Below are 12,554 nucleotides of genomic sequence, written 5' to 3' on the forward strand. Positions count from 1 at the left end.
ATGCTGAGTAGATTCGTTGCGATTCTTCTTGCACTCGCCGCACCAGCGGCCTTCGCTTGCAGTCCTGTCAAGGGCATCGACGTGTTTTTCGAGTGGAATTCCTCCAGAGTCTCGGCGGAACAAGTGTTGAGGCTGGCCAACTGGACCGCCATGCTTCGCGAGAGATATCCCAATCGCCAGGAAATGAACATAGAGGCTACCGCTGAGCAGGGCGAGCATGCTCCCCGCAATTTGGCGATGGCGCGAGCCAAGAACGTCGCGCGAGTCCTCAATGAGGACCTTCGGTTCACCGCACCGACTGTCAACCTCCCTACGAAGGGTCATGTCTATCCGAACGGTGCACTGGGCAAAGAAGACGTCAAGCGGGTGGAGATCGATTTCCTTCCAGCCTGTCCCCATGAATGCGCATGCCAAATGGGGGATCCTCTCTACAAGCCCTCGCCTCAGCGATGAGGTAGGCGCATTTGGAGTGCGCACCAGATGCCGTTTTTGCGGTGCAACGAATCCTTGCAGCTAATGAAAATCAGATGAGCGCATTTATCGCGCAGTCTGCGACCGGTTTATCGCGGGCCGCTTCATTCAAGGGCGAGGCGATGCGATGAAAGCCGGATTGCGCCTCCTGCTGAACGTGTTCCCGTGGTTCTTGGCGATGCCCGTGATTTTCGCGGCGACGAGGGCAGTTAAGGGCCACAGAATCAATTGGTTCATCGATCACATTGCTCCAATCACAGCAGTCGTACTTTTGGCATGGGCTGCTGTGATCTATTGGCGTTGTGTCCCGGCTGCCCCATCCATTTGGCTCAGGCTGGTCTACCTCGCGGCCTTTCTCGCATCCATGCTGATGTTGGGGTGGGGCGCTATGTGGGTCACCTACGTCGTCATGCTGGCAATTTACGGCGCGTAGTAGCAGACGTTGGGCGTAGCCTCATGGCCTTGCCGGCCCTACTGCAAGCCCACCGCGCCCAGTTCGCCGAGCATGTCCTGCGCATCGTCGTCGAAGCCCGCAATCGGCTGGGCCTTGGCAAGCGCCATCCACACGCCGAACGGAATGCGCGCCAGGGCACGATGCACGGCCGCACGCGCCACCACCAGCCGTTCGCCTTCGAGCACCAGCACGCCGCACTCGGGCGGAACCTCGTCGGCCGAGGCAATCGGGCGGCCGCGCGCATCGTTGCCCAGCACGTACCAGCACTCGCCCCCCAGGTCGAGATAGGCCGCACGCTTGTCGGGCTTGCGCAGGTCGCCCAGCAGATCGGCCCGGCTCACCTTCACCTCGTGCACGATGGGATGCGCATAGGCTTCGACGCTGGTGTTGCGGATCGAGAACACGTCGGGCCGGGCCACGCACCAGCGCGGCTTGCCGCCCTCTTCGAGCGGGGGCAGGCGGGCCCGCAAGCCGAGGCCGCGCCAGGCGATGCGGCCGCCGCGCGTCATCTCGCGCGCCACGCGTTCCACCAGCGCTTCATGCGGCGAGAGCGCCGCGCGGTTGAGCGTGAGCGTGGTGGCAATGCGCGCAATGCCGGCATCGGTCACGCGCAAGGTCTCGTGCCCGAGCGGCGTGCGCACGCGTTCCAGGAACCCGCCCGCCAGCAGTTCGACCTCGATGGCGTCGCAGCAGGGCCAGCCCGCCGAACGGTAGATTTCGCGCAGCCGCCGCGCATGGAGTTTTCCGAACGGCACGGCGGCGGCGCGCTGCATGGGCGGCTCTTTCACGGGCGGCGGAAACCCGGGGTCGGTGAAGGGCGGCTGGACCGGCGGCGGATCGCCTTCGGGCGGAGGGCCGACCGGCGGTGGCGGCGGCACCGGAACAGGCACGTCGGGCGCGGGCGGCGGCGGACCGATCGGACCGACAGCGACAGGATCAATGGCAAGTGCGGACATGGAAGAAGCAGGTTAGCGAAAAGTCGAGGGGCGTGCGAGGCATGGAACGATCGGTTGCATTCGATCCGGTTGCCTCAATGGAAGTCGCGGCTGGTGTTGCTCTGTGCCAGCCGCCCCATGAGCGGCGTCAGGTCCTTGAAGCCGGTGGCGATCAGGTGCTGCACCTTGCCGCCGCTGTCGTCGTCGCGCTGCCAGGTGCCCTGCACCGCCAGCAGGTGCGACTTCAGGAGCGGCTCGCGCCAGGCTTCGATGACATGGCTCCAGACGATGACGTTGACGTTGCCGGTCTCGTCCTCGAGCGTGACGAAGATGGTGCCATTGGCGGTGCCCGGGCGCTGCCGCCCCTTGACGATGCCGCAGGCGCGCACGGTCTGGCCGCTGGGCAGTGCGCGCAATTGCTCGGCGCTCATGAGCTTCATGCGCGCGAGGCGCGGGCGCAGCAGCGCAAGCGGATGGCGGCGCAGCGTGAGGCCGAGCGCGGCGTAGTCGCCGACGATCTCCTCGCCCTCGGGTGCGGCCGGCAGCTGCAGCACCTGCTCGTTGATCGGCACGCCGCGCAGCAGGGCGGGCGAACGGCGCTGCGCCGTGGCATCCCACACCTGCTGGCGCCGATGGCCCGAAAGCGGCATCAGTGCATCGGCCGCGGCCAGCGCGGCCATGTCCTTGCCGTCGAGCTCGGCGCGCAGGGCCAGGTCTTCGGTGCTGGTGAACGGCGCTTGCGCACGCGCCTGGAGCAGGCGCTTCGCACCGGCTTCGCCGAGGCCCGAAACCAGGCGCAGGCCGAGCCGCACCGCGGGCTGGTTCTCGTTGCCCAGGCGATCGGCATAGCGTGCGTCGGTGCCTGCCGGCATGCGCGGCGCATCGGGCGCGCGGGCTTCGAGCGTGGTGTCCAGCGCGCTGCAGGTGACATCGACCGGCCGCACTTCCACGCCATGCCGCCGCGCGTCCTGCACGAGCTGCGACGGGCTGTAGAAGCCCATCGGCTGCGAGTCGAGCAGTGCCGCGAGAAAGCACGCGGGTTCGTAGTTCTTGAGCCAGCTGCTCACCGTGACCAGCAAGGCAAAGCTCGCGGCGTGGCTTTCGGGAAACCCGTAGTCACCGAAGCCGAGGATCTGCTTGAAGATGGACTCGGCGAACGATGCCTTGTAGCCCTTGCGGATCATGCCTTGCACGAGCTTGTCGTGGAACTTGTCCAGGCCTCCCTTGCGCTTCCATGCCGCCATGGCGCGGCGCAGCTGGTCGGCCTCGTCGGCGGTGAAATCGGCCGCGATCATCGCGATCTGCATCACCTGCTCCTGGAAGATCGGCACGCCCAGCGTGCGCTCCAGCGCGGGCCGCAGTTCTTCCTTCTCGTAGTGAATCGCCAGGCCCTTGGCCAGGCGCTCGCGCTGCTTGAGATAGGGATGCACCATGCCACCCTGGATCGGCCCGGGCCGCACGATGGCGACCTCGATCACCAGGTCTTCGTAGCGGCGCGGCTTCAAGCGCGGCAGCATCGACATCTGGGCGCGGCTCTCGATCTGGAACACGCCGACGGTGTCGGCGTCGCAGATCATGTCGAACACCTTCTGGTCGTCGCTTCGGATGTGGTGCATCTGCACCGCCGAGCCGCGCCAGCGGTTCATGTGGTCGAGCCCGCGGCGGATGGCGCTGAGCATGCCGAGCGCGAGCACGTCGACCTTGAGCATGCCCATGGCCTCGAGGTCGTCCTTCTCCCACTGGATGACGGAGCGGTCTTTCATCGACGCCTTCTCGACCGGCACCAGCCGCGTGAGCCTGGTGTGCGTGAGCACGAAGCCGCCCACGTGCTGGCTCAGGTGGCGCGGAAAACCCTTGAGCCGCCGCGTCATCTCGATCCATTGCACCAGCCTGAGCTCGTCTTCTTCCACGCCGACGCGCGCGGCCGCCTTGAACAGCTGGTCGCCAAGCACGGTGTCGTCGAACCAGTAGTGGTCCTTGGCGAACTCGTCGATCAGGCGCTGGTCGATGCCCAGGGCCTTGCCCACGTCGCGCAAGGCGCTGCGCGAGCGGTAGCAGATGACGACGGCCGCGATGGCCGCGCGCTCGCGACCGTACTTCTGGTAGATGTACTGGATGACTTCCTCGCGCCGCTGGTGCTCGAAGTCGACGTCGATATCGGGCGGCTCGTGGCGGTGGCGGCTCAGGAAGCGCTCGAACAGCAGGTGGCCCTTCTCGGGGTCGATGGCGGTGATGCCCAGGCAGAAGCAGACCGCTGAATTGGCGGAGGAGCCGCGACCCTGGCAGAGGATGTGCTGCGAGCGCGCGAAGCGCACGATGTCTTCCACCGTGAGAAAGAACATCTCGTACTTGAGCTCCAGGATCAGGTCGAGCTCTTTCTGCACCTGCTCGCGCACCTTGGCGGGCACACCGTGCGGATAGCGCTCGCTCGCACCCTCCCATGTCTTGCGCACCAGCGTCTCGGCCGGCGTCTCGCGGCTGCCCACGGTTTCGAGCGGGTACTGGTAGTTCTCGCGGATGACCTCCGGATCGAAGCTGCAGCGCGCGGCCACCGCCAGCGTGTTCGACAGCATCCCGGGCAGGTAGAGCTCGGCCAGCCGCACGCGCTGGCGCAGATGGCGCTCGGCATTCGACTGCAGCGCAAAGCCGCACTCGGCCACGGTCTTGCCTTCGCGCACGGCCGTGAGCACGTCGTGCAGCGGCTTGGCCGAACGCGCATGCATGTGCACGTCGCCGGCGGCCACCAGCGGCACGCCGGCCTGCTCGCCCGCCTCCATCAGCGCGACGAACCACAGGTCGTCGTCGAGCTCGTTGAGCATCTCGACCGCGAGCCACAGGTTCTCCCCGTAGAGCGCCTTGGCGGCCATCAGGTCTTCATGCAGCGTGGCAGCCTCCAGGGCACCGCCGGGCATGCGGTGCGGCACGAAGAGGACCTGGCAATCCTGCAGCGAAGCGACGTCGCTGCCTTCCCAGCTCACGCGGTATTGGCCCTTGGGCAGCTCGGTGTTGCGCGCGGCGGTGATGAATTCGCAGAGGTTGCCCCAGCCCTCGGTGCCGCTCGCGATGACGACGAGCCGGAAGCGCTCGAAGCGGAACTCGCTGCCAAAGAGCAGCCGGAAACCGGGGTTGCGCGGGATCGGCGGCTCGTCGGGGTGCTCGCGCTCGTATTCCTCCAGCTTGGCCGGCAGTTCGCGCAGGCAGACATGGGCGCGCACGATGCCCGCAACCGAGCATTCGTCGGTGATGGCCAGTGCCGCGTAGCCGAGCTGGTAGGCGCGCTCGACCAGCTCCTCGGGCGTCGAGGCGCCGCGCTGGAAGCTGAAGTGGGTGAGGCAGTGCAGCTCGGCATAGTCCGGCAATGCCGGCGCAGACTTCCTGCGCAACGGCAACGGCAGCGCATGCACCTTGGCGGCGTTGCGCCCGCGCAGCTGCTTTTCGCTCAGGTCAGGCATAGAGCCCCTGCAGGTACCAGCGCACCTCGCCCGGTGAAAACCGCGCAGAGGGCCGCTCGCGAAAGATCCACACCAGGCCGGCCCCGGGGCTTTCGGCGATGTAGTAGTCGCGCATCGCGGGTTGGCCGCCGTCTTCCTTGCCGCCCCACCAGCCCGCCTCCACGCGCTGCGGCCCGACCAGCTTGCCGAGCGGACCGCGGTAGCAGGGGCGCTCGCCGTCCATCTCGAGCAGCAGCGGTTCGGGCAACAGCCACGGCGGGTAGATGGCATCGGGCTGCGAGGCCGCGGCCTTCGCTTCCTTGCGGGTCTTGTCCGGCGATGACTTGGCTTTCTGCAGCGCGGGCCTCCAGGCCTGCTTGCGCTCCGGCCGGTGGTCGGCCGCGGCCGCGGGCACCACCACCTGCTGCGGCCCGAGCCGCACGCTGAGCCGTTCGACCATTTCGTGCAGCTTGTCGCCCTTGCGGTTGTCCTCGGGCAGGAAGCTGGTGCTGGCGCCGGCCCAGGGATCGGTTTCGAGCGTGCGCAGCCGCAGCCAGCTCGCGGGCGCCGCCAGCGTGGTGAGGGCGAGCTTTTCGGACAGCAGCCGGCGCAGGTGCGCCATGTCCTGCGTGGGCTCGGCCGTGCGCACCGTGACCTGCTGGTGCGGCGGCAGGTTCACGCCGTTGAAGCGCTTGAGATCGAGCGTCCATTGCAGTTCGAGCGCGCGGGCGCCGCGCTGCCGCGCACGCAGCCAGAACTGCAGCGCCGTGAGCAGGCGGTTGGCCGACCACATCAGCTCGGGCGCGGTTTCGGCCAGCGCGGGCAGCTCGAGCTTCTGCTCGAACACGTCGGGCAGCGTGAGCCAGCGGTGGCTTTCGGGCCGCAGGCCCCAGGCGGTGTCGAGCGCTTCGCGCAGCCCCGCGCCAAAGCGCCGCGTGAGGCCGCCGCGCGGCAAGGCAGCCACATCGCCCCAGGTGCGGCAGCCGAGCCGCGCGAGCAGGTCGAGGTGCTCGCGCGCGGCGCTCAGCGTGTCCAGCGGCAGGCCTGCGGGAATGTCCCTGGGCCGATGCTCGTTGCGCTCGAACAGGCGCAGCCGGGCCAGCGCGACGAGGCTCGTGGCGCCCTGGGCGCCGCGCATCACGGCGCCCGGCGCGGGGTTCTCGTGGGCCAGCTGCCGCATCAGCGACGAGCGCCCGCCCCACAGCCGCTCGCAGGCCGAGACCTCGAGCATCAGCGCTTCGTCCTGCCACGCGACATGCGGTGTGTATTGCAGCGCCCACCAGCCCAGCGCTTCCGGGGTGGGCAGGACCGGCGCTTCGGAGGCATCGGTTTCAGGCGACCACCGCAATGCGATCCAGTGCATTGGCGCCTCCCTTCCACGCGTCGATGCGCACCACCGTGGCCGACGCTGCCGCTTCGCCGGCTGGCACCGTGCCCTGCTGCTGCAGCCGCAGCTTGCGGCGCAGCCGCGCGGCGGCCAGCAAGGCGGCCATGCGCTCGTTGCGCGCGGGCAGCATCACAGGCGCGGCGAGCGGCGGGCCGCGGCGCTTGAGGATGCGCAATTCGATCTGCGCGCTGTCGGGCGCGCAGCTTTCCACCTGAAGCCGCAGCCGCGCGGGCGACGCGCCCTGCGCGGCCGATTCGGGCCGGCAGACGAAAAGCAGCACCTCATGCTGGGCGGCCGCCAACTGCAGCCGCCGCAGTTCGCCCACCCTCGCCTGCGGCAGCCAAGCCAGCACGGCCGCCACGTCCGCGCAGCGCAATGCCTGCTCGCAGGCCCACAGCCTCGCGGCCGGGGCTTCGCTTCGGACCCACATCAGCGCCTCCACCGGCAGCCCCTGCGCCGCCAGCGAGGGCCCGCAAGGTTCATAAGGGGCGCCGATCAGCACCACCGGGCCGCCCCGCGCTTCCACCGCGCGTGCCAGGGCGGGGAGCAGCAGCCGCCAGACATGCGCCTCGGGCGTGGCTTGCAGCAGCTCCGTCATGGCGCCGACCGGCCAGCCGCCCCCCGGCAACTCCGCGTCCAGCGCGGCGTGGCCAGTGGCGGCGACCTGTGCGTCGGCCAGGCCGAGCTCGTCGGCGTGCCAGACGCCGCGGCCGGCGGCAGCGGAAAAGGAGTCGAGGAAAGGAAGGCCCATGATTGCGACTGTTAACTGTATTTTTATACAGTATTCCGTGGCCCGCAACAACGAAGAATGGCATTCTTCGTTTCCTTGATTTCATATTCCTATGGTTCATGTGAATGCGCGCAGAAGTCGGTTGAGCCGGCGCCCGGGATTGGCTCCAATGCAGGCAAAAGGAGCTCGCATGAACCCGCCCACCGTCACCGCCGGCCTCAACTACCTCCAGCCCTCCTTGCTGCGCCCCTTCAGCTACATCTTTCCGCCACCACCCGGCACGCCATGGGAAAGCGGCAGCTACGAACTGCGCCCGATGCCGATCGCGGATGCGCGCGCGGCCACCACGCCGCCCCACATCGAGTGCGAAGGCTTCGTGCTGCGCGATGCGCCCACCGCCGTCTCGGACTTCCTGGACGACGCCGAGGTCACGGCCGTCTACCACCGCGAGGTGGCGGAACTGGCGCTCGCCGTCACAGGCAGCACGCGGGCCTTCGTGTTCGACCACCTCGTGCGCCAGCGCGAAGCCGACCGCACGGCCCTGAGCTTCGGCCGCCGCGCCACCCACGGCAAGGCCGCCGCCAACGGCCGCATCCACAACGACTACACCGAAGACTCCGGCCGCCGCCGGCTCGGCATGGTGCTGACCGACCCCGATGAAGCCGCGGCCGTGCGGCGCTACTGCATCGTCAACGTCTGGCGCTCGATCAGGGGGCCGGTGCTGGACACGCCGCTGGCCGTCTGCGACGCGCGCACCGTGACGGCCGGGGACCTCGTGGCCGCCGAAGTGCGCTACCCCGAGCGCACCGGCGAGATCTACCTGGCCACGCATTCGCCCGCGCACCGGTGGTCTTACTTTTCGGCGATGGACCGGCACGAGGCGCTGGTCTTCAAGCAGTACGACTCGCAACTGGGCGGCGTCTCGCGCTTCACGCCGCATGCGGCCTTCGACCATCCCGATGCACCGGCCGGCGCGCCGCCGCGGCAGAGCATCGAGGCCCGCTGCCTGGTGGTGTTCGAATGAGCCGGACGCGGTGCTGCGGCTCAGGAACCGCCGTCCGCCGCATCGCCTGAGAGCCGCGCCTCGGCGGCCAGCCAGGCGGCCACGTGGCGCACCTCTTCGCGCGGCTCGGCCTCGGCCTGGATCAGCCAGTAGGCGTGCCCCGATGCCTGCGCGGGCACCGGCGAGACCAGCCGCACCAGCCGCTTCTCGTCGAGCAGCGGCCTGATCAGTTCGAGCCGCCCGAGCGCCACGCCCTGCCCGGCCAACGCCGCCTGGATCAGCTGGTCGTACTGGTTGAAGTGCAGCACCGACTGCGGCTTCGCATCGGCCCAGCCCACCGAGGCGAGCCAGCCGTTCCATTGCAACCACGGATGCTGCGGATCGTCGAAGTCCAGCAGGTGCAGGCGCGACACGGCGCCGGCCGAGCGCAGCGGCTCCAACCCGCGCGACGGATGCGCCACGGGCGCCACGGTTTCACCGAAGAGCCGCACCGCGCCGGCCGGTGCCAGCGCGGGCGTGGTGTAGCGGATGGCCAGGTCGATGCCCTCGTTGCGCAGGTCGGCGAGCCGGTTGTTGGCCGACACGCGCACGTCCACGCCCGGATGCAGCTTCTGCACCTGGCTGAGCCGCGGCAGCAGCCAGAGCCCCGTCATGCCGATGCTGGCGCTGAGCGTCACGGGGCGCTGCTCGCCGGCCTGGCGCAGGCCGCCCATCACGTCCTGCAGCTGCTGCACCGCGCCGTCCGCGCTGCGGAAAAGCCGCTCGCCTTCGGGCGTGAACGAAATCGAGCGGTGCCCGCGCAGCAGCAGCTTCACGCCCAGCTGCGCTTCGAGCGCGTGGACCTGCTTGCTGACAGCCGATTGGGTCAGGCACAGGTCCTGTGCCGCCAGCGAAATGCTCATGCGCCGGCCCACCGCCACGAAGCCCCGCACCAGGTCCAGCGAGGACAGGCGAAGGAGCGAAAGTGGCATTCCCATGATGAATATGAGCCGGGATTCTGACGGCGGACGTGCTGCGCCGCAACCACAGAGCGGTTTACCCGCTGGGCACCGGCGTCTTAAGATCAGCCAGTTAACAATTTGTGACCATGAAATACAAAAAGATTCACGCGCTCGCCTCGACCCTGGCCGCCTTCGTCCTCGCACTCTCCCCCGCCGCGCAGGCCCAGACCAAGCTCCTGATCGGGCAGACCTACGTCCAGACCGGGCCGCTCGCGTCCCTGTCGACCGAACCCCTGGTCGGCATCCGCGCCTTCTTCACCACGCTGAATGCCAACGGCGGCGTCAATGGCCGGCCGGTCGAACTGCGCCAGCTCGACGACGCCTTCGATCCCGCCAAGGGCGCCGAGAACGTCAAGACCTTCGCCAAGGAAGGCGCCATCGGCATCCTCATGCCGATCGGCACCTCGTCGTCCGTCGGCGCGCTGAAGGCGGCCAACGAGCTCAAGATCCCCGTCGTCGGCCCGTACACCGGCGCGGCCCCGGTCGTGAAGGCATCGGAGTATGGCTTTCCGGTACGCATCAGCTACGACGAGGAATACGCCCGCATCGTGAACCACCTGTTCACCATCGGCCTCACCCGCATCGGCTTTGCGCACAACGACAATCCCGGCGCGCGCTCGGCGCTGGAAAGCACGCAGAAGTTCGTGGCCGAACGCGGCGAGAAACTGGCGGGCAGCGTGGCCATCAAGAACGACGGATCCGACGCCGCCGAACGCGCCGCCGAACTGGCCAAGCTCAAGCCCAAGGCGGTGGTGTTGTCGGCCACCAATGAGGTGGCGGCCAAGTTCATCTCGGCCTACCGTGCCGCGGGCGGCGAAACGGCCTTCTACTCGTTCTCGCTGCTGAACGGCCAGAAGCTGTTCCAGGACATCAAGAAGGACGCAGCCGGCGTGGTCATTTCGCAGGTCGTACCGTATCCGTGGAACAGCGCCATGCCGGTGATTGCCGAGTACCAGGCGGCGATGAAGAAAATCGGCGCGACCGAGTACAGCTATGCCAGCCTCGAAGGCTACGTGGCGGCCAAGATCATGGTCGAGGGATTGAAGCGCGCTGGAGCGAACCCCACGCCGGATTCGCTGCACAAGGGACTCGAGTCGTTCCGCACCCTCGACATCGGCGGCATTGCCGTGTCGTACCGGCCCGGCGAGCACCGCGGCCTCACGTTCTCCGAGCTGTCGATGCTCAAGGCCGACGGGCGCTACCTGCGCTGAGCTTCCGGGGGCGCGCTTCCTGGCGCAGAATTTCGTTCGTGATGACGACGTCCTTCACGAACGATGCGCAGCCCCCTGCCCTCACGCGCGCCCAGCTGCTCAGGCTCGGCGCTGCGTTGTGCGCCAGTGCCGCGCTGCCCGCGTTCGCGCAGCACCAAGGCAGGCCCGCAATGCAAATGAACTCCCGCCTCATCCCCGGCACCCAGGAAGCCTTGCCGGTGATCGGCTGCGGCACCTGGATCGGCTTCGACCAGCGCCCCGGCACCGACGAATACAAGCGCCTTCCCGGCGTGCTGGAGGCGCTCTTTGCCGCGGGCGGCAAGGTGATCGACAGCTCGCCGATGTACGGCCGCTCGGAGGAAACCACCGGCGAGCTGCTGGCCGCATCGAAGCAGGTCAAAACCGGGGCGGCGTTTCTCGCCACCAAGGTCTGGACCTCGGGCCGCGAGCCCGGCATCGCGCAGATGGCGCAGTCGTTCACGCGCCTGCGCACCGGGCGCATGGACCTGATGCAGGTGCACAACCTCCTCGACTGGAAAACCCATCTGGCCACGCTGCGCCGCTGGAAGGACAAGGGCCGCGTGCGCTACATCGGCATCACGCACTACACCGCCTCGGCCTACGGCGACGTGGAAGCCGTGCTGCGTGCCGAGAAGCTCGACTTTCTGCAGATCAACTATTCGATCGACGCGCGCGAGGCCGAGCAGCGCCTGCTGCCGCTTGCGGCCGAACGCGGCGTGGCGGTGATCGTCAACATGCCCTTCGGCGGCGGCGGCCTGTTGCGCCGGCTGCGCGACAAGCCGCTGCCTCCGTGGGCCGGCGAGATCGGCTGCACGAGCTGGGCGCAGGTGCTGCTGAAGTTCGTGCTCGGCCATCCCGCCGTGACCTGCACCATTCCCGGCACCAGCCGCGCCGAGCACATGGCTGACAACGCCGCGGCCGGCGCCGGTGTCCTGCCGGATGCGGCGTTCTGGCGCAGCCATGCGGGCGCGATCGGGCTCCCCTAGCCCGGGGCCCTTGTCCGTCAACCCAGGAAGCGCAGCAGCAGCCGGTTGAATTCGTCGGCGCGCTCGTACTGCGCCCAGTGTCCTGCGCCGTCGATCACCACGCCTTCGCGCTGCGGATGGCCGGCCGTGAGCCTGGCCACCAGCGGGCGCGGATCGGCGGTGACGTCGCAGGCGCCCCAGAGCAGCAGTTGCGGTCCGCCGAGCGTGTCGAGCGCGGCCTGCAGCCCGCCCGCCTGCGACACCTCCTTGCTGCGAAAGCGCGTGCCGTGGCAGGAGATGTCGTGGATCTCGAAAGCCAGCGGATCGATGGCGGCCTTGTCGTGCAGCATCAGTGCGCCAAGGTTGTGCAGCAGCGCGGCGCGCTCTTCTTCGCGGTTCGGCGCGGCACGCCAGTTGATCATCTGCACCGCCATGCGCCGCACCGTGCCGTGCCCGCCGCTGCCCACGAGCGCGAGCCGCCGGATCGCACCGCGCCGCACCGCGAAGCGCGCCGCCGTGAGTCCGCCGAACGAGAAACCGCCCAGGTCGATCGGCGTCCCCGCGCCAATCAACTGGTCGAGCGATCCGCCGAGCGCATCGAGCAGCGGGCCGAGCGAATCCTCGCCGGGCGCAACGCGCGGCGGCGCATCGGAGTCGTTGAACCCGGGCATGTCCGGGAGCCACAGCATGTGCTCGGCCGAGAGCGCCTCGACGTTGCGCAGCCAGTGCATCCAGCTGCCATGGCCGCCATGCAGCAGCACCAGCGGGGGACGGCCGCCATGTTCGGCACCGAAGCGGCGCCAGCAGACGCGAACACCGCCATGGACGACGTCATGGCGCGTGCCGCTTGCAGCGATGCGTTCGATGAGCAGGCGGGCTTCGGTATTGGAATCTGGAGCGGAAATGGAAGACATCGTGAGATTCTGCCGCTTGGCATTGGAAGCT

The 12,554-nt window shown here is 68.5% G+C and carries 11 protein-coding genes; 5 read left to right on the forward strand and 6 right to left on the reverse strand.

Going from position 1 to position 12,554, the window contains the following annotated elements; translation table 11 throughout:
• Both ABID97_RS19200 and ABID97_RS19205 read left to right on the forward strand, forming a co-directional pair.
• Positions 1-453 carry an OmpA family protein gene (locus tag ABID97_RS19200; RefSeq protein WP_354400039.1) on the forward strand — a complete coding sequence of 151 codons (453 nt, stop codon included), beginning with the start codon at positions 1-3 and terminating at the stop codon, positions 451-453.
• A gap of 145 nt (positions 454-598) precedes the next feature.
• A complete protein-coding gene (locus ABID97_RS19205) occupies positions 599-904 on the forward strand; it encodes a hypothetical protein (protein WP_354400040.1) in 306 nt (101 codons plus the stop codon).
• 38 nt (positions 905-942) lie between these two features.
• On the opposite strand, the gene ABID97_RS19210 is transcribed toward ABID97_RS19205, so the two are convergent.
• The 4 genes from ABID97_RS19210 to imuA form a co-directional block, all read right to left on the reverse strand.
• A complete protein-coding gene (locus tag ABID97_RS19210) occupies positions 943-1,881 on the reverse strand; it encodes a hypothetical protein (RefSeq protein WP_354400041.1) in 939 nt (312 codons plus the stop codon).
• A gap of 74 nt (positions 1,882-1,955) precedes the next feature.
• On the reverse strand, positions 1,956-5,312 hold the full coding sequence (locus tag ABID97_RS19215; RefSeq protein WP_354400042.1) for an error-prone DNA polymerase: 3,357 nt from the start codon (positions 5,310-5,312) through the stop codon (positions 1,956-1,958).
• Positions 5,305-6,654 carry a Y-family DNA polymerase gene (locus ABID97_RS19220; RefSeq protein WP_354400043.1) on the reverse strand — a complete coding sequence of 450 codons (1,350 nt, stop codon included), beginning with the start codon at positions 6,652-6,654 and terminating at the stop codon, positions 5,305-5,307. Before ABID97_RS19220 ends, ABID97_RS19215 begins: the two co-directional genes overlap by 8 nt.
• Entirely contained in the window at positions 6,623-7,429 is an 807-nt protein-coding gene (gene imuA, locus ABID97_RS19225; protein WP_354400045.1) for a translesion DNA synthesis-associated protein ImuA, read from the reverse strand. The genes ABID97_RS19220 and imuA overlap by 32 nt, the downstream gene beginning before the upstream one ends.
• 169 nt (positions 7,430-7,598) lie before the next feature.
• On the opposite strand from imuA, the gene ABID97_RS19230 reads away from it, so the two are divergent.
• Positions 7,599-8,432 (forward strand): CmcJ/NvfI family oxidoreductase, encoded by an 834-nt coding sequence (locus ABID97_RS19230; protein WP_354400046.1) that lies wholly within the window; start codon positions 7,599-7,601, stop codon positions 8,430-8,432.
• A 20-nt stretch (positions 8,433-8,452) separates the two neighbouring features.
• Here the strand turns inward: ABID97_RS19230 and ABID97_RS19235 are convergent, their stop codons facing one another.
• Entirely contained in the window at positions 8,453-9,382 is a 930-nt protein-coding gene (locus tag ABID97_RS19235; protein ID WP_354400048.1) for a LysR substrate-binding domain-containing protein, read from the reverse strand.
• 116 nt (positions 9,383-9,498) lie between these two features.
• On the opposite strand from ABID97_RS19235, the gene ABID97_RS19240 reads away from it, so the two are divergent.
• Together ABID97_RS19240 and ABID97_RS19245 are read left to right on the forward strand one after the other, a co-directional pair.
• Entirely contained in the window at positions 9,499-10,623 is a 1,125-nt protein-coding gene (locus ABID97_RS19240; protein ID WP_354400049.1) for an ABC transporter substrate-binding protein, read from the forward strand.
• A gap of 41 nt (positions 10,624-10,664) precedes the next feature.
• Positions 10,665-11,630, forward strand: coding sequence for an aldo/keto reductase (locus tag ABID97_RS19245; protein ID WP_503012782.1), 966 nt, complete (start codon positions 10,665-10,667; stop codon positions 11,628-11,630).
• Between the two features lie 17 nt (positions 11,631-11,647).
• Here the strand turns inward: ABID97_RS19245 and ABID97_RS19250 are convergent, their stop codons facing one another.
• On the reverse strand, positions 11,648-12,523 hold the full coding sequence (locus ABID97_RS19250) for an alpha/beta fold hydrolase (protein ID WP_354400051.1): 876 nt from the start codon (positions 12,521-12,523) through the stop codon (positions 11,648-11,650).
• Positions 12,524-12,554: the final 31 nt, after the last annotated feature.

This window comes from Variovorax sp. OAS795, from assembly GCF_040546685.1.
GTDB lineage: Bacteria > Pseudomonadota > Gammaproteobacteria > Burkholderiales > Burkholderiaceae_C > Variovorax.

What these genes read in the sequence shown, in the direction of transcription:
- ABID97_RS19200 (WP_354400039.1), top strand. Translation starts at nt 1, where the DNA reads ATGCTGAGTAGATTCGTTGCGATTCTTCTTGCACTCGCCGCACCAGCG.
- ABID97_RS19220 (WP_354400043.1), bottom strand. Translation starts at nt 6,654, where the DNA reads ATGCACTGGATCGCATTGCGGTGGTCGCCTGAAACCGATGCCTCCGAA.
- ABID97_RS19240 (WP_354400049.1), top strand. Translation starts at nt 9,499, where the DNA reads ATGAAATACAAAAAGATTCACGCGCTCGCCTCGACCCTGGCCGCCTTC.
- ABID97_RS19235 (WP_354400048.1), bottom strand. Translation starts at nt 9,382, where the DNA reads ATGCCACTTTCGCTCCTTCGCCTGTCCTCGCTGGACCTGGTGCGGGGC.
- ABID97_RS19215 (WP_354400042.1), bottom strand. Translation starts at nt 5,312, where the DNA reads ATGCCTGACCTGAGCGAAAAGCAGCTGCGCGGGCGCAACGCCGCCAAG.
- imuA (WP_354400045.1), bottom strand. Translation starts at nt 7,429, where the DNA reads ATGGGCCTTCCTTTCCTCGACTCCTTTTCCGCTGCCGCCGGCCGCGGC.
- ABID97_RS19250 (WP_354400051.1), bottom strand. Translation starts at nt 12,523, where the DNA reads ATGTCTTCCATTTCCGCTCCAGATTCCAATACCGAAGCCCGCCTGCTC.
- ABID97_RS19245 (WP_503012782.1), top strand. Translation starts at nt 10,665, where the DNA reads ATGACGACGTCCTTCACGAACGATGCGCAGCCCCCTGCCCTCACGCGC.
- ABID97_RS19210 (WP_354400041.1), bottom strand. Translation starts at nt 1,881, where the DNA reads ATGTCCGCACTTGCCATTGATCCTGTCGCTGTCGGTCCGATCGGTCCG.
- ABID97_RS19230 (WP_354400046.1), top strand. Translation starts at nt 7,599, where the DNA reads ATGAACCCGCCCACCGTCACCGCCGGCCTCAACTACCTCCAGCCCTCC.
- ABID97_RS19205 (WP_354400040.1), top strand. Translation starts at nt 599, where the DNA reads ATGAAAGCCGGATTGCGCCTCCTGCTGAACGTGTTCCCGTGGTTCTTG.